General features: G+C 50.4%; 16 protein-coding genes. 9 read left to right on the plus strand and 7 right to left on the minus strand.

The window, feature by feature from the left end; translation table 11 throughout:
• The 4 genes from QQL65_RS09600 to QQL65_RS09615 all read left to right on the plus strand — a co-directional run bounded on the left by QQL65_RS09600 (position 1) and on the right by QQL65_RS09615 (position 4,611).
• Positions 1-687: an MOSC domain-containing protein gene (locus tag QQL65_RS09600; protein WP_284363998.1), complete on the plus strand. Its 687-nt coding sequence runs from the start codon at positions 1-3 to the stop codon at positions 685-687.
• Positions 688-1,000: 313 nt separating this feature from the next.
• Complete coding sequence (locus QQL65_RS09605; RefSeq protein WP_284363999.1) at positions 1,001-2,302, plus strand: ABC transporter substrate-binding protein; 1,302 nt, start codon at positions 1,001-1,003, stop codon at positions 2,300-2,302.
• 123 nt (positions 2,303-2,425) lie between these two features.
• Entirely contained in the window at positions 2,426-3,424 is a 999-nt protein-coding gene (locus QQL65_RS09610; RefSeq protein ID WP_284364000.1) for a carbohydrate ABC transporter permease, read from the plus strand.
• A complete protein-coding gene (locus QQL65_RS09615; protein WP_284364001.1) occupies positions 3,424-4,611 on the plus strand; it encodes a carbohydrate ABC transporter permease in 1,188 nt (395 codons plus the stop codon). Before QQL65_RS09610 ends, QQL65_RS09615 begins: the two co-directional genes overlap by 1 nt.
• A 78-nt stretch (positions 4,612-4,689) precedes the next feature.
• Here QQL65_RS09615 and QQL65_RS09620 read toward each other — a convergent pair whose 3' ends face one another.
• Entirely contained in the window at positions 4,690-5,730 is a 1,041-nt protein-coding gene (locus QQL65_RS09620; RefSeq protein ID WP_284364002.1) for an SH3 domain-containing protein, read from the minus strand.
• 362 nt (positions 5,731-6,092) lie between these two features.
• On the opposite strand from QQL65_RS09620, the gene QQL65_RS09625 reads away from it, so the two are divergent.
• The 3 genes from QQL65_RS09625 to QQL65_RS09635 are packed head-to-tail and all read left to right on the plus strand — an operon-like array spanning position 6,093 to position 7,220.
• A complete protein-coding gene (locus QQL65_RS09625; RefSeq protein WP_284364004.1) occupies positions 6,093-6,413 on the plus strand; it encodes an autorepressor SdpR family transcription factor in 321 nt (106 codons plus the stop codon).
• The gene (locus QQL65_RS09630; RefSeq protein WP_284364006.1) at positions 6,406-6,993 is read left to right on the plus strand and encodes an SdpI family protein; all 588 of its coding nucleotides are present in this window, start codon (positions 6,406-6,408) and stop codon (positions 6,991-6,993) included. Before QQL65_RS09625 ends, QQL65_RS09630 begins: the two co-directional genes overlap by 8 nt.
• A complete protein-coding gene (locus tag QQL65_RS09635; RefSeq protein ID WP_284364008.1) occupies positions 6,990-7,220 on the plus strand; it encodes a hypothetical protein in 231 nt (76 codons plus the stop codon). The genes QQL65_RS09630 and QQL65_RS09635 overlap by 4 nt, the downstream gene beginning before the upstream one ends.
• On the opposite strand, the gene QQL65_RS09640 is transcribed toward QQL65_RS09635, so the two are convergent.
• Positions 7,196-8,284, minus strand: coding sequence for a LacI family DNA-binding transcriptional regulator (locus QQL65_RS09640; protein ID WP_284364010.1), 1,089 nt, complete (start codon positions 8,282-8,284; stop codon positions 7,196-7,198). The genes QQL65_RS09635 and QQL65_RS09640 overlap by 25 nt on opposite strands.
• A gap of 228 nt (positions 8,285-8,512) precedes the next feature.
• On the opposite strand from QQL65_RS09640, the gene bglA reads away from it, so the two are divergent.
• Both bglA and QQL65_RS09650 read left to right on the plus strand, forming a co-directional pair.
• Positions 8,513-10,171 (plus strand): beta-galactosidase BglA, encoded by a 1,659-nt coding sequence (gene bglA, locus QQL65_RS09645; RefSeq protein WP_284364012.1) that lies wholly within the window; start codon positions 8,513-8,515, stop codon positions 10,169-10,171.
• Between the two features lie 23 nt (positions 10,172-10,194).
• Positions 10,195-11,196 (plus strand): ABC transporter ATP-binding protein, encoded by a 1,002-nt coding sequence (locus tag QQL65_RS09650; protein ID WP_284364015.1) that lies wholly within the window; start codon positions 10,195-10,197, stop codon positions 11,194-11,196.
• Positions 11,197-11,284: 88 nt separating this feature from the next.
• Here QQL65_RS09650 and QQL65_RS09655 read toward each other — a convergent pair whose 3' ends face one another.
• The 5 genes from QQL65_RS09655 to QQL65_RS09675 all read right to left on the minus strand — a co-directional run bounded on the left by QQL65_RS09655 (position 11,285) and on the right by QQL65_RS09675 (position 15,214).
• The gene (locus QQL65_RS09655; RefSeq protein WP_284364017.1) at positions 11,285-11,698 is read right to left on the minus strand and encodes a hypothetical protein; all 414 of its coding nucleotides are present in this window, start codon (positions 11,696-11,698) and stop codon (positions 11,285-11,287) included.
• A gap of 69 nt (positions 11,699-11,767) precedes the next feature.
• Positions 11,768-12,325, minus strand: coding sequence for a hemerythrin domain-containing protein (locus QQL65_RS09660; protein ID WP_284364019.1), 558 nt, complete (start codon positions 12,323-12,325; stop codon positions 11,768-11,770).
• 78 nt (positions 12,326-12,403) lie between these two features.
• The gene (locus QQL65_RS09665; protein WP_284364021.1) at positions 12,404-12,640 is read right to left on the minus strand and encodes an HP1242/YdcH family protein; all 237 of its coding nucleotides are present in this window, start codon (positions 12,638-12,640) and stop codon (positions 12,404-12,406) included.
• Between the two features lie 112 nt (positions 12,641-12,752).
• The gene (locus QQL65_RS09670) at positions 12,753-13,166 is read right to left on the minus strand and encodes a hypothetical protein (protein WP_284364023.1); all 414 of its coding nucleotides are present in this window, start codon (positions 13,164-13,166) and stop codon (positions 12,753-12,755) included.
• Between the two features lie 1,346 nt (positions 13,167-14,512).
• The gene (locus tag QQL65_RS09675) at positions 14,513-15,214 is read right to left on the minus strand and encodes a GntR family transcriptional regulator (RefSeq protein ID WP_284364025.1); all 702 of its coding nucleotides are present in this window, start codon (positions 15,212-15,214) and stop codon (positions 14,513-14,515) included.
• Position 15,215: the final 1 nt, after the last annotated feature.

A 15,215-nucleotide genomic window follows, 5' to 3' on the forward strand; every position in this document is an offset into this window, starting at 1 on the left:
ATGAAGTTCACAACACCAGTTTTGGGCCTGTTCGTTGGTAAAGCAAAAGAACGTTGGCCCGGGAAACCGCCAAGCGCCATTGCAAAGTTCGCCGCAAATGGCCGACAGCAGCTCATCGAAACTGGTTTTGTAACCGATGCACAAGCCGATTTGCGCGTTCATGGCGGCGCAGATAAGGCGGTCCACCATTATCCCGCTGACCATTACTCAGCTTGGCAAGCCAAAAAATTCGACACCTCATTTGCGTTTAGGCCCGGCGGTTTTGGCGAGAATATTTCAACAGCCGGTATTGTTGAAAGTGATGTTTGCCTTGGCGATATTTTTGAGCTTGGCACGGCGCGTGTCCAAATCTCACAAGGTCGACAACCCTGCTGGAAATTGAACATGCATTCGCGGGTGAAACATATGGCTGTGGAACTGCAAAATAGCGGCAAAACAGGCTGGTACTATCGTGTTTTGCAGCAGGGTGAAGTCCAGCTTGGGGATCAGCTGAAACTGATAGAGCGGCCGATTGAGCAATGGCCGCTGAACAGGCTGATTAGCGCACGTTTCGACAAAAACCTGCCGCGATTGATCGCCAAAGAGCTTTGCGAGTATCCCGAACTAGCCAAAAATTGGCGTCAGCATTTTTATAAACGGGCAAACACTGATTTTGTAGAAGATCAAACCCCAAGGCTTGTTGGGTAATACGCATATAAAGCAAATAAATTGCCCAATATGGCGCTTTTGCCTATGCATAAGTGGCTGAAATATTTGTTGAAAATGTAAAAGCGCATGTTGCGCAAATTTTTCTTGGCAAAGCGAAAAAGATATGCAAGCCTAAAGGGGAACCACCTTTTGCGTGGCATTTGGGTCGAGTTTCCAAAACGTTTTGGAAGATGCGATCTGAAGGGGAGTTAAGTGAACTAGTGTTTGCTTTCTCACCTCAAGTGCAAACGCAAACGGAATGGTCGCGCAATTGTTCTAAAGAGTTATGCTCGACATGCGACGGGAGGAATGCATGCATAAAAATCTAATCACTGGTGTTTCGGCAGCGGTTCTATTGATGGCAAGTGGCGCGGTAGCGTTTGCTGATGGCCACATGGACCTCAAAGGCGAAACCATCACCGTATTTGGCCCATGGCTTGGTGTCGACAAAGAGCACATCGAAGCGGTGCTCGCACCATTTGAAGAAGCAACCGGCGCGAATGTAGAATATGCCGGTTCTGACAGCTTTGAGCAGCAAATCGTTATCGATGCTCAAGCTGGTTCAGCGCCAAACGTTTCGATTTTCCCACAGCCTGGTTTGGCTGCTGACCTTGCGTCTAAAGGGCACCTTGTGCCACTTAGCGAAGGCACCGCTGACTGGGTTAAAGAAAACTATGCCGCTGGCCAATCTTGGGTCGATTTGGGCACATACGCCGACAAAGACGGTAACCCACAACATTATGGCTTCTTCTACAAAGTTGATGTGAAATCACTCGTTTGGTACTCACCAGACAACTTTGAAGACGCCGGCTACACCGTACCAGAAACAATGGAAGACTTGCTCGCGCTTAGCGATCAAATCGTTGCTGATGGTGGCACACCTTGGTGTATCGGTCTGGGTTCTGGCGGCGCTACTGGCTGGCCAGCAACTGACTGGGTCGAAGACATGATGCTGCGCACGCAGCCACCTGAAGTCTATGACCAATGGGTGAAAAACGAAATTCCATTCAACGATCCACGCGTTGTTGCTGCAATCGAGCAGTTCGGTAAGTTCGCTCGGAACGACGAGTGGGTTGATGGTGGAACAGCTGCGGTCTCCGCAACTGATTTCCGCGATAGCCCGAAAGGTCTATTTTCTGTGCCGCCTAAGTGCTACATGCACCGTCAGGCTTCCTTTATTCCATCCTTCTTCCCTGAGGGTACTGAATTGGGCACAGACGCGGACTTCTTCTACTTCCCAGCCTATAAAAACCTAAATCTTGGTTCGCCTGTTCTTGGTGCCGGTACATTGTTTGCCATCACCAACGAATCTAAAGGCGCTCACGCGTTGATCGACTATCTAAAGTCGGCTGAAGCGCACGAGATTTGGATGGCACGTGCTGGTTTCCTTACACCGCACAAAGGTGTTGATTTGGACAAATACGCAAATGACACACTTCGTGGTCAGGGCCGTATTCTGCTCAACGCAACAACCTTCCGCTTCGACGGTTCTGACTTGATGCCAGGTGCAGTGGGCGCTGGCTCATTCTGGACCGGCATGGTGGACTATGCAGGTGGTAAACCAGCAGCTGATGTCGCCAAAGACATCCAAGACAGCTGGGATTCGATCAAGTAAGCTTGATTGAATAGCTAAGTAAAATGCGCGGTGGGTGCCAAGAGTGGCTCCCATCGCGCTAACACCAAAAATCGGTGTCGATGTCGGGTCAAAATGCACCCGCATTCCTTGGGGGGAAATAAGATGTTAGACCAAGTGCTCAACGCACTTTTGACCGTCGTCATAGGTGTAGGTGTATGCGTTTTATATTTTTGGGGCGCCAACTGGGTTCTTGACCGTTTGCTTGGCAGCGATGAGCAGACCTCTGCAAATGACGGACTGCGCACAAAAATTCGACCTTGGATTTTTCTGTTTCCAGCGCTTTTCTTTCTCTCACTTTATTTGATTTATCCCGTTTTCGCGACAATGTGGCTAAGCCTAAATGGCGCGAGCGGAGAGAACTTTGTGGGCCTTGCCAACTTCATCTGGGCGATACAAGACGGCAATTTCTTGCAGTCCGTGTACAACAATCTCCTTTGGCTGATTATCGTGCCAATCGGCGCCACTGTATTTGGGCTGATCGTTGCCGTCATGGCCGATCGCTTGTGGTGGGGTAATATCGCCAAATCGTTGATCTTTATGCCTATGGCGATCTCATTTGTTGGCGCGTCAGTCATTTGGAAATTCGTTTACGACTATCGCTCTGGTGAAAGCGAGCAGATCGGTATCCTAAACGCCATCGTCAACGGTCTGGGCATGGAGCCGCAGGTTTGGCTGCAAATCCCTTTCTGGAACAATGTATTTCTGATGGTCATCCTGATCTGGATTCAAACCGGGTTTGCAATGGTCATCCTCTCAGCAGCGCTGCGTGGTATTCCTGAAGAAACATTGGAAGCTGCCCGCATTGATGGCGCGAACGATTTGCAGATCTTTTTCTCCATCATGATCCCGCAAATCTTCGGCACCATCATCGTTGTATGGACAACAATCACAATTGTTGTGCTCAAGGTCTTCGACATTGTGCTGGCAATGACCAACGGCCAATGGGACACCCAAGTGCTCGCCAATTTGATGTTTGACTGGCTCACACGGGGCGTAGACTTCGGTCGCTCCTCCACCATTGCCTTGGTGATTATGATCGCGGTGCTGCCAATTATGATTTGGAATATCCGTGAAGTGAACAAAGAAGAGGGAACACGATAATGGCCAACGTCGCTGTCGCGGATATACCCGCTAAAAACCCCTCATTTTCTCTAAACATAGATTGGTCAAAGCTCGCCACGCACATTGTTTTACTTTTGCTGGTCATCGTTTGGACACTGCCCACTGTTGGGTTGCTAGTTTCCTCTGTCCGGGACAAAGACCAGCTTACCGTCTCCGGTTGGTGGTCTGCCCTCACAACCACCGAGCGCACCGGAGGCGGTCGTACTTCAGGCGCTGAGGCGCAGAAATTCGTCGATGGTCAGTTCGTAATCGAAGGCAATTTGCTTTCTGAGGACGAAAAAGGGCGCACGATTTCGGCCTTTGGTTTGACAAATAAAACCTTCGGCGAAAACCCAGTCGGCACCAGTGTGGTGCCAAAAGCGGGCGGTGAATTGTCCGTATTTGCCAATGGCGACTATCGCTGGGTTTCAGACCAGGAATTTGATTTTAGCCGAGGTCAGCGGGTGCTGTATGTGGCGCAAATTCCGCCGCGCTTCACGTTGGAAAACTATGTGGAGGTATTGACCTCAGAAGGGATTGATCGTTCGTTCATCAACTCCTTTACGGTGACCATTCCTGCAACCATTATCCCAATACTTATTGCCGCCTTTGCCGCTTATGCGCTGGCTTGGATGCAATTCCCCGGGCGCGGCTATCTTGTTGCGATTGTTGTTGGATTGCTGGTTGTGCCGTTGCAAATGTCGCTCATTCCAATTTTGCAGCTTTACAACAATGTTGCGCCTATGTTGGGCGTTGAAGCAAAGTCATATTTGGGCATTTGGCTTGCGCACACCGGATTTGGATTGCCGCTAGCGATCTATCTGTTGCGCAACTATATGGCTGGCTTGCCCAAGGAAATCATGGAGTCTGCGCGCATGGATGGCGCCTCACACTTTAAGATTTTCACCACAATGGTGCTGCCGCTATCTTTCCCAGCGCTCGCCAGTTTTGCTATTTTCCAATTCCTATGGACTTGGAATGACTTGTTGGTCGCAACCGTATTCTTAGGCGTCGGTGATAATGAGTTGGTGCTAACGGGCCGTTTGCGTGAACTAATTGGCTCACGCGGCGACAACTGGGAAATTCTAACATCCGGTGCGTTTATATCGATCATCGTACCGCTGGCTGTGTTCTTCTCGCTGCAGCGCTACTTCGTACGCGGCCTACTGGCAGGGTCAGTGAAATAGCATCAGCTTTGAGCCCAAAACGAAAAAGGCCCGGGAGTTTCCCGGGCCTTCTTGTTTGCAACGTAGGAAGCGCTCACATTAGTTTGCCCACGTTGTGTAACCTAGTTTCATGGTCGTTCCGGTGTAACCGTTCAGGCGGAACTGAGAGATACGACCTTGGTTTGTCTTTACGCAGACATATGATCCAACAGGCAGGGTCCAGATCGAAACTTGTGCTGATGAGTAAGTCTCTGTTTTACATCCTGCAAATCCACGGTTTGATTTGTTGCCTACAGCTAGTTTCGCACCGTTAATCGGTTTGATGTACTTTTGTACCGCAGTCACTGCACGATACCAGATGTCTGCACCGCCGCCGCCAATCGCGCCATTGTCCAAGTTTGCAGTATAAGTTTGCTGCAAGTTGATCGGACCTGTTGAGTGGGTCACTGGTGCAACAGGCAACACAGGTGGCACCACGATTATGCCGGTGAAGACACGCAATGATGATGCTTTGTTGCGAATTGAGTTCGGCAATACAGGCTTTGAACTGGTGTAGGTCTTACAGATGCCAGTCATGTTCGCATTGCGGCACAGTTTTGCTTTAGCGCTGCCATGCAGTTTCACCGATGCGATATTGTCGTTGAACGTTGCATCAAGTGTGTTCAAGGTCGCCGGGCCATGGCAAAATTCTGAGCCGGTATAGTTTGCACCAGTATAGAAACACGCCACATTGCCAGCCGGTGGGGCAGGGGGTGGAGGCGTTGGAGTCGGTGTTGGTGTGGAAACTTCTGCATCACCACATTTTAGTGTCAGACTTGGACCCGATGGGGTGATGGTAATTGAAAAAGCACAGTCTGGATCAGACGAGCCGCCACCGCTTACAGGTGTTAGGTAGTTTGAGCTGACCCAGCCATCTGGACCAGTATGCTCAATATAACACCAGCCATTTGAAACGCATTCATTGACTTCAACGGTCTCGCCTGGGGTCAAAGTGTCGACAACACCATAAGATGTGCCTGGACCAGAACGAACGTTCAATGCTGTGGTGGATTGCGCTGTGGTTGCCCATGCAACGCCGCTTGTTACGATAATGCCTGCAAATGCAATTGCAGTGCTGATAGTTGTTTTAAGAGAATTCATATTCCTCGCTCCCAATCAATTTGTAGCACCCTGTCTCGGGCTGCCCCTCTGCACAAAAGAAAAGCAAACTTCGCCTGAACGGTTTCTGAACGACAAGTTCAGTATCGTTCAGCTTAAACAGGGTTTGTGCGAGGTGTTGGGCGTAACCTATGGAAAATATTATTGTTTTTATCGGTTATGCGACATCGCGCACTATGCATTTTTAGCAATTAGCGCATCAATCAATGCGCGGCGAACAGCGGAAATATTTGCTTTGCCGATGCCCTTAGCAACAGTTTGGCACGGCATGCACAAGTATGTCGAGTTGCCCGTTGTCGCATGCATAATTGACAACAATTCGATAATTAGCTAAATATCGACTCATGAGCAACGTGTTTAAAGCATTATCGGACCCAACGCGACGCGCTGTACTTGAGCATTTGAAGAAGGGCCCAATGACAGCAGGCGAATTATCGGCACAATTCGACGTGTCAAAGCCAACAATGTCAGCCCACTTTGCGGTGTTGCGTGAAGCCAATTTGGTTGCGTCCGAAAAGCAAGGCAAGCAAGTGATCTATCAACTCAAAATATCAGTGTTGGAAGAAGCCTTACTTGGCTTTGCCCAAACTTTTGGTTGGGAGTTGAAAACAGTTGATGACGTTGCCCCCATTCCGGTTAAGACAGGAGAACAATCCAATGAATGACCGCCTTATTTCTAAATTGCCCGCGGCAACGACAATCTTCATTGCCATTATCTTGCTGGGTTACAATTGGTACCTGACACCTGAGCGTGCATTGGTTTGGGGTCTAGTGATGGCTGGCATGTTTGCTGCCCTAATTGGTTTGACAATTGTGCGGGCCCGAACGTCGCCTGAAAACGCAACTGCATCCACCATAAACGCTTCGATGTTTGCCGGTGCATTGATCATTGTTGCTTCGTTGAGCGCTGCGGCGGCGGGGGCAAATGGCATTGTTTCGCCCGGTATTGAAAAGCGAGTCGTTGGTATTATCATGTCCGTTTTGTTGATCGTCACCGGGAACTATTTGCCCAAGATTGTGCGACCGCTCGATGCGCACAATTGCGACCCTGCAAAAACCAAAGCGGCAGAACGGTTTGCTGGTTGGTGCTTTGTAGTTGCGGGAATACTGGGCTTGTTCGCTTGGGTGTTGCTCGACACAGACTATGCAAAGCTGACATTTGCCATACTTGGCTTGGGTGCATGTGGCTTGGTGGTTTTGCGATGGCAAGGCGCTTTCTCCAAACGAAACGGAGTGCAATCATGAGTGAATTTGAAATCCAATTTGCCACCCGTGGCGGTCTTTATCTCATCATTCACGCAATTGCTTGGGTGTGTGTGATCTTTCTCGTCGATTTTCTTTGGGGCGACACTGCTGTGCAATATGTGTTGATCGCCTTTGTGATCGTCAATTCAATTCTCGCGGTTTGGTTTTCCAAAGCGCGGAAGAGATATGAGGCACTTCAAAATCAGGCGTCTTCAACTTCAAACTGAGCCGGAATTTGCCCTCGCGGCAAGTTTGGTCTTAAGCTAAACCGCGCCGGAATAAGCTCGCCTTCGGGCGGGCCTTTCTTTTGCACTTGCTTCATCAACTGGCGCACAAGCGCGTGCCCACTTTCATTTAGCGGTGAGCGCACAAAGCTAATTTGCCCTTCAAGTGAGTTAAGGTCCACATGGCGCAGTTCATCGTCCATGGTTGCGATTTCGATGTCTCGCCCGATCTCGCGGCCAGAACTTGCAATTGCCGCTTGCCCTTCAACCGCCATTACCGCGGATGAATAAAGGATTGATGTGACGTCGGGGTCTTCAAGCGCTTTCTTGGTGAGTTGATAGCCTGCATGCACCATTGGGTGCACGGCATTATAAACCACCAAATCATCATGGCTCGCGCCCATCACCTCAAGGCCACGTTCAGCACCCCGTCGTCGCTCCACAGCAAATGAGTAGTGTTCATCACCATTGATGAACGCTATTTTTTTATGCCCAGCGTCTAGCATGATCTTCGTCAGGGTTTCGAACATGCCAAAATTATCAACGTCGACCCATGCATATTTGTCCGACCGTTCTTCGCGGCCATGAACCACAAACGGCTGCTGCGCTTCAAGCAAATAGGTGATGCGATCATCATTCGGGCGCGGCAATTCTAGGATGAAACCATCAACGCTTTGGTCGCGCACATAACGATCAAACAATGCCACAAGCTCGTCTTGCGCACCCGAAGCAAACACCACATCATAATCATAATGCTTCACTTCGCGTAAGACACCCGCAAACACCTCAACAAAGTGCGGATCAACGAAATGTTGCGGACCATCACCTTTGATCCAGCCGATAGAGTGGGACCTTTGCGTAACTAAACGCTGCGCATTTCGGTTCGGCGTGTATCCCATTTCGCGTGCTGCCTTTTGCACCCGGTCGCGGGTCTTGGCTCCGACGTCAGAATAGCCGTTCAATGCACGTGAAATTGTGGTGATCGACAGTTCTAGCTCACGCGCCAGGTCCTTAATCGTCACCTGATTTTGGTCTTTGCTGCTATTTGGTCCGTCGTTTATGGGCATTGATTATTTCGTTCTGGCTCTGGATTTCCGGTCTTTTTGGCATGCTTTGTTCAAAAACTCTTTGCCAACCTTCAACAATTGGTTGACGAGGGCAATCCATCTTGGGTAGAAATAGTCTACCAAAACGTTTTGGAAGCCCTGAAACCAACGATAATCTATTTGGTGAGAAATGGCAAAATTCGCCTGTGCACCAGAGTAAAGTGGCAAGAAAGACCATTGATGAACCATATGACCCAGCCTGATTCTCACTCCGCTGTCAGACTGACAAAACAAAAAGACTGGTGGCGCGGTGCGGTCATTTACCAGATTTACCCGCGTTCGTTTCAGGACAGCAATGGCGACGGCATTGGTGACCTTAAGGGCATCACTGACCGTTTGGACTATGTGGCCGATTTGGGTGTTGATGCGATTTGGCTATCGCCGTTTTTCACATCACCAATGAAAGACTTTGGCTACGATGTTTCCGACTATCGTGGCGTCGACCCGATTTTCGGCACGCTCCAGGATTTTGACCAACTGCTCGCAAAAGCGCATCGGCTGGACCTCAAAGTGATGATCGACCAAGTGATTTCGCACACTTCGGACCAGCACGATTGGTTCAAGCAATCGCGCGCCTCCAAGGACAACCCGAAAGCGGATTGGTATGTGTGGGCGGATGCAAAGCCAGATGGTTCGCCGCCGAACAATTGGTTGTCTATCTTTGGCGGTTCCGCTTGGACTTGGGACCCGCGCCGCTGCCAATATTATTTGCACAATTTCTTGACTAGCCAGCCAGATTTGAACTTCCATAATGCCGACGTGACCGCCGCGTTGCTCGACGAAGTGCGTTTTTGGCTAGATCGCGGCGTTGACGGCTTTAGGCTCGATACGGTGAATTTTTATGTTCACAATGAAAGCTTGGAAGACAATCCAGCGCTGCCAAAAGATCAAATCAATTCAACCATTGCGCCAGCGGTAAACCCGTACAATTGGCAAGATCATGTCAATGATAAAAGCCGCCCTGAGAATATTGATTTTCTAAAGCGCCTCCGTGCATTGCTCGATGAATATGACCACATCACTACCGTTGGTGAAATTGGGGACGCACAGCGTCAGCTCGACATTATGGCCGCATATACATCGGGCGGGGATAAGTTACATATGGCTTATACCTTTGATTTTCTGGGTGGCGACTTCAACGCCAAATATTTCGCGCAGAAGATCTCCGAGCTTGAAGCGATTTTGACCGATGGTTGGCCCTGCTGGGCGTTCTCCAACCATGATGTACAACGCCATATTTCGCGTTGGGGCATTTCGCCTGAACAACAAGTCGCGTTCGCCAAACTATCGGCTGAAGTACTTCTGTCATTGCGTGGGTCGGTTTGCTTATACCAAGGCGAAGAGCTGGCACTGCCCGAAGCCGAGGTTGCATTTGAGGACCTTGTGGATCCTTATGGCATTGAGTTTTGGCCGAACTACAAAGGTCGTGATGGGTGTCGCACGCCAATGGTTTGGGAACATGAAGGCGGACAGGCTGGCTTCACAACTGCAAACCGCACATGGTTGCCTATTCCAGTTGAACATCAGCGCCGTGCCGTTGATGCACAAACTGATGGCTCTGTTATGCACCACTATCAAGACTTTTTGGCTTTCCGCACCGCTACGCCACAATTGCGCGAAGGTGATATCAAGATCATCGATGCAACAGATCAAGTATTGGCTTTCATCCGCGAGCTGGACGGCGAGCAGATGCTTTGTGTGTTCAACATGAGCGATCAAGCTGCAACGATTGAGTTACCGATGCTTGCCGATTTTGGTGTTGCGGCGCGCAAAACGAATTCAACAATTGCTGGTAATCAACTTTCATTGCCAGCCCTTTCATCTTACTTTGGCGTAAACGCCAGCTAATCCATCGTTTCGGGGGAGGGAACATGGCTGACATTAAAATTACAAATCTTGATAAGTCGTATGGCAATGTCCATGTGCTTAAAGATATAAATCTCGACATTAAGTCGGGCGAATTCATTGTGTTTGTGGGTCCTTCCGGGTGCGGTAAATCAACGCTCTTGCGGACCATTTCTGGCCTTGAAACCATCTCCGGTGGCACGTTGGAAATTGCTGGGCGCGTGGTCAACGATGTGGCCCCATCAAAGCGCGGCATTGCTATGGTGTTTCAATCCTATGCGCTTTATCCGCATATGACGGTGTTCGACAACATGGCCTATGCGCTCAAGATCCAAAAATTCTCCAAGCAAGAGATCAAGGAGAAGGTTGAAGCCGCCGCCGACAAGCTTCAGCTTACCGAATATTTGAAACGCCTCCCAAAGGCCTTGTCCGGTGGTCAACGTCAACGCGTGGCCATCGGACGCGCAATTGTGCGCGACCCGAAAGTGTTCTTGTTCGACGAGCCTTTGTCTAACCTAGACGCTGCGTTGCGCGTGAAAATGCGCATGGAAATCGCAGGTCTAAAGGAGCAATTGCCCGGCACAACCATGATCTACGTGACCCACGACCAAGTGGAAGCCATGACCATGGCCGACCGGATTGTGGTCCTCAAAGATGGCATCGTCCAACAAGTTGGCACACCCATGGAACTATACGAGAAGCCACAAAGCTTGTTCGTTGCCGGCTTTATCGGCTCGCCGAAGATGAATCTTTTGACCGGTGCCCATGCAGCCAAATTTGATTGTTCAACCGTTGGCATTCGTTCCGAGCACCTCGACATCGTCAATAAGGGCGCTGATTGGGAAGGCGAGGTGGTCCACACTGAAATCCTTGGTTCTGATACTTACATTTACCTCAACATTGGTGACGAGGAATTGTTCGTCGTCCGCCAAGAAGGCAATGCGCCGGTGAAGGTGCATGCCAAGATCGGCGTGAAAGCCAAAGAGGGCCGCCTGCATCGCTTCGATTCTGAAGGGAAGCCTGTTTAGTTAATCGCTCATTCCCACGCTGGCTTTTTGCACCAATTGGCGGGGGTGCCGGGGTCGGGAGCGAAGCGACCAACGGCGGCGCGAAAAACTAACTCACCGTTTTGGCGGCCGCTTCAAACAGCGTCTGCCAACCCACCCCGGCGGTGAAAATGGCGGCCAATTGCACCAATATTGGTTTGTCCGGCGCGAAGCTGTTTTTGTAAACGCCGGGCAAAATCATGATGCCCATGACAATTGAAAAGGCCAGCAATGGCCCGATTGCGCCAAGGTCCATACCAAAGCTTTTTGTGGCGATATAACTCTTGATAAAAGGGTCCGCCACAATGCCCAACACGAGCGCGATATATTGCGGCCATACCGGCGCGAATTGAGGCGGCGTTGCCGCATCTGGTGCGCCTGGCGTTTTGGGGTCGACCATGGTCTGCAAACCCAAATCCCTTGCGCTTTTTTGCTTTTTCCGTTCGTCCGATTGTAAATCGAAATAGTCTAAAATGCCGCTCATCGCGTCCTCCCAATGCTCAAATTATAGTTGAACTATAGCGAGGGGGGATAAGATCGCAAATGATGTGCCTCAAATGCCGATATCGTACAGGCCAAGTGCGGGGCCAACGCTGTCTTCTTCATAGCTGAAGTGAGAGTGGAGTAGTTTTTCCAAGCGCTGATGCGCAACAATAGTCCTCTCAAATTGCGCCTCGCTTGGGCTGGCAATAAGCTTTTCCGCTTCACTCGCGAGTTCAAGCAGTAGCGCGTGCACCACTTCATGTTCTTCGCGCAGTCGACGCACAACTTTGTCGAGCGCTGCGCTTTTGCCCGTCAAAGCGGGGAACATATGCGCGTCTTCAATAGAGTGATGTCCATTGACCAATTGGCAATGTTGGCCACACAGATTGCCAAACACGCGATAGTTCTCAAGGATTGGATTGTCTTTGATATGGGCGTGCAACTCGCTGGCGCTAGTGTCGCCAGATCGCACGCCCTCAATCATGCCAGCCATCATCCGCATATTGCGTCGATGGTGTTCGTGTATTGCCCGCAAGTGCCGCATGGGCAGCTTTTGGGTTTCGTTTAGCTCAGGCACATCTGGCACGGCGGGCCGGGTGCTGTCGTCGGGAATCACAAGGTCACTCATGACAACAATCTAAGCACGTCGATCGCACCTTTGCATAGAATTGTTACCCTCTAGCGCGATGCGATTTCCGCAACGCCCTTAGGTGCTCAATAGTGCATAAATTTGATCTTTGAGCACCATGCGTTGCTTGCGCATATTCTCAAGGTTCACATCGTCAGTTGGCTCAATATCAGTCTCTGCGCGATGCACTGCGCGGTTTACTTCGTGATACTCGTCGAACAGTTTGCCGAAGTGCGCATCACTTGTTTTGAGCGCGTGAATACGGTCGGCGTGCTCGGGGAACTCTTCGTGCAATTCATGTGGTGTGTGCGACATTGGCATTTCCTTTTTGCTGATCTAATCCGTGGCCAGAACTCATCCCCCTGACCATGATTTAAGGCTATACCTGTTTGTGCGAATTCGTTTTGACGTGGGTCAATAAAAACAATCAAGGTCCTTCGCAGACGACCGCCACCGCTGGTTTGCCAACCACGTGCAAAATCCCTACCTGCAATTGTTCCCCTTCGTCACCGATGTGCCGCAAAACACGCAATGTTGCCAGGTGCTTGTCTGCCTGATCATCCATCAGTTGCAAAACAATCGATTTAACATCACCTGAAAACTGCAAAATGTAGGCTTGTTGCGCCTTGTCGAATGGCCGTGTGGCAACAAACAGATCATCATAAAAGGCATCCGCATCAATGGCGTTCAGCATGGGGCCAGCGCCAAACAAAATTGATGCGCCAGCATCTGCGCCGCTGGCGGTGCAATCAAGGGATGAGGTAGCTAGGGCAGGGCCGCTCATTGCCAAAAGAACAAGGGCGCTGGTTACCATGAATCTCAGTTTTGCCAAAAGTGTCATTAAATTCTCCAAGAAATTTATCACGCCGCTTATGCTAATTGCTCCACTGCTTGTTAGGCAACCGCTGGTAACAACACACGGCAAAGCGTTCGGCCAACCAACGGTTCCCGAATTTTACTCATTTGCGTTTCACACGAGGCGATTTTCGTCTCGAAAGTGAAGTAAAAAGTGAGACAATAAACGCCTCGTGTGGACAGGTGCTTTGCGCGATAAGACCTATGCCCCGGGGTGCTCACCCTTCTATCCCCTTTACCTGCATCGCGTTTTCGCTGCTATGCACTCATCTCGAGTGCCGAAAAGCCAAAGCACTAGTGCTTTGAATGGGAACAGACCCACTGATGACTGACGGCTGCCTTCGGCGTCAGACTGGACATATGTTTATCGCGTTCCCCACACACGGCAGCGTGGGTCACCCGCCTCTTCTTTGTCGAAGTTATGCATGGGAAATGAAGGACGAGCGGAGCGAGGACCCCGGCCAACTTTTTGGCCGCCCCGCCGGAGGCTCAGCTTGAAGGCATAGCGCGGTCTTAGCGCGTCATGCCGAAAAGCGTTGCGAGCCGTGAGGCAGAAAATCCTAGCGCCAAACAAGTCGCATTTCACATGCAGTACACCTCACCTCCCCACCATCCGTCGATGGCCGCTTGGGGCAAGAAGATGGGAGTGAGTATAGGTGAGCCAAAAGGGGCGGGGATAAGTTTTTACTTTTTCGCGCCGCCGTTGCAGCGACCACTGCCTCATCCTGAGCTTGTCGAAGGATGACAGGTTTTCTCTTTTCACTCTTCGACAAGCTCAGGGTGATGGAGGGATGTACTGAAATTCACACCCTGAACCGTCCCGCACAACAAAGTGACGTTCGCGCCACGCAGGCTGATGAGGAATCACATGATTTGCCCTGGGGCGTTATCTTCGGGCCAGCCTGCGCTGCGCAAGCGTGCAAATAAGACCCGAGGATCTAGGTCGGGTTGTCATCAGAATGAAGCTGTGTGTATTGGGATACTCCTGCCTGGATTCCCGCCTTCGCGGGAATGACTCAGGGATTATTCGCGTTGTAGGATTTTATCGTTTTCCTCTGTGCCAGATGAAGTCCCGTTCGTCACCCTCGGGTCAAGCCCGAGGGTGACGAGGGGTTGGGAAAAGCTTTTGCTAAAGTTTGCTTTGAGCCCAAAGCGGATATTCGATTTTCAGAACTTATCGGCACTCCCGGTCCATTGCGGACTTTCCAGCGGCGCCGACTGAGCTAACGACAAAAAAGGCTGAAACGCAACAACTATGAGATTCTCAGAGTGGTTCTGGATCGCAACGCCCTCCAGTATCAGCGCAATGTCGCAACGTGTCGCTCTACACCCTTAGTCTCCAAGTTTTTGCCTGAGGCGTGTGACGCTCGCCGAAGTATGTGCGCGCCACAGATGGCTGAGAGCATCAATATCGCCGATTTTGACAGCATGATAAAAGTCGCGGATCTCATCATTCAAATTGCGGCATTCGCGCGCCACATCATCTTCACCAAGAGATTTTAGCCAGATACTGGCGGTTTGATAAAAATGTAGTTCCATCGCCTTACGCAAGGGCATGTTGGCCGTTAGATCGGCAAGGGCATGGAAGGTGGCAATATTGACCACACAATAGCCGTGAGCGCTTGGGTCTTTGGTCAGTTCTTCGCTTTGACGGTAAAGATCTTCAAATTTTGCAACTGTTTCTTCGGTAATTGGTAAAGGCGACAACCGGGCTAAAAGCGGGGCCAACTCCATGCGCAATTGATAGACTTGATAAAGGTCCTCATTAGAAATGTCGGTCACAATTGTGCCCACACCTTGCACGGATTCAAGCAATCCTTCACTTTGCAGACGAAATAATACGCGCCGCAATGGGGTGCGGCTGACCCCAAATTCAATCGCTAAAGCCTCTTCGCTTAAGCGTGTGCCTGGAGGATAATCGAGCAAAGAAATGCGCGACCTGATCTCTTCATAAATCTGTCGAAAGCGACGACCTGCTGCGCTTTCAGATTTGTTGTCGACGTCGTCAGACTTTTTTGTTGGGCTTTTGTCCATC

Source organism: Maritalea porphyrae (assembly GCF_030159895.1).
In the GTDB taxonomy this organism is placed as follows: domain Bacteria; phylum Pseudomonadota; class Alphaproteobacteria; order Rhizobiales; family Devosiaceae; genus Maritalea; species Maritalea porphyrae.

Bases quoted from the DNA above. Each gene is read 5' to 3' on its own strand.
- QQL65_RS09655 (WP_284364017.1), bottom strand. From the start codon at position 11,698: ATGAGCGGCATTTTAGACTATTTCGATTTACAATCGGACGAACGGAAA.
- QQL65_RS09660 (WP_284364019.1), bottom strand. From the start codon at position 12,325: ATGAGTGACCTTGTGATTCCCGACGACAGCACCCGGCCCGCCGTGCCA.
- QQL65_RS09650 (WP_284364015.1), top strand. From the start codon at position 10,195: ATGGCTGACATTAAAATTACAAATCTTGATAAGTCGTATGGCAATGTC.
- QQL65_RS09640 (WP_284364010.1), bottom strand. From the start codon at position 8,284: ATGCCCATAAACGACGGACCAAATAGCAGCAAAGACCAAAATCAGGTG.
- QQL65_RS09670 (WP_284364023.1), bottom strand. From the start codon at position 13,166: ATGACACTTTTGGCAAAACTGAGATTCATGGTAACCAGCGCCCTTGTT.
- bglA (WP_284364012.1), top strand. From the start codon at position 8,513: ATGACCCAGCCTGATTCTCACTCCGCTGTCAGACTGACAAAACAAAAA.
- QQL65_RS09625 (WP_284364004.1), top strand. From the start codon at position 6,093: ATGAGCAACGTGTTTAAAGCATTATCGGACCCAACGCGACGCGCTGTA.
- QQL65_RS09610 (WP_284364000.1), top strand. From the start codon at position 2,426: ATGTTAGACCAAGTGCTCAACGCACTTTTGACCGTCGTCATAGGTGTA.
- QQL65_RS09675 (WP_284364025.1), bottom strand. From the start codon at position 15,214: ATGGACAAAAGCCCAACAAAAAAGTCTGACGACGTCGACAACAAATCT.
- QQL65_RS09665 (WP_284364021.1), bottom strand. From the start codon at position 12,640: ATGTCGCACACACCACATGAATTGCACGAAGAGTTCCCCGAGCACGCC.
- QQL65_RS09605 (WP_284363999.1), top strand. From the start codon at position 1,001: ATGCATAAAAATCTAATCACTGGTGTTTCGGCAGCGGTTCTATTGATG.
- QQL65_RS09630 (WP_284364006.1), top strand. From the start codon at position 6,406: ATGAATGACCGCCTTATTTCTAAATTGCCCGCGGCAACGACAATCTTC.
- QQL65_RS09615 (WP_284364001.1), top strand. From the start codon at position 3,424: ATGGCCAACGTCGCTGTCGCGGATATACCCGCTAAAAACCCCTCATTT.
- QQL65_RS09600 (WP_284363998.1), top strand. From the start codon at position 1: ATGAAGTTCACAACACCAGTTTTGGGCCTGTTCGTTGGTAAAGCAAAA.
- QQL65_RS09635 (WP_284364008.1), top strand. From the start codon at position 6,990: ATGAGTGAATTTGAAATCCAATTTGCCACCCGTGGCGGTCTTTATCTC.
- QQL65_RS09620 (WP_284364002.1), bottom strand. From the start codon at position 5,730: ATGAATTCTCTTAAAACAACTATCAGCACTGCAATTGCATTTGCAGGC.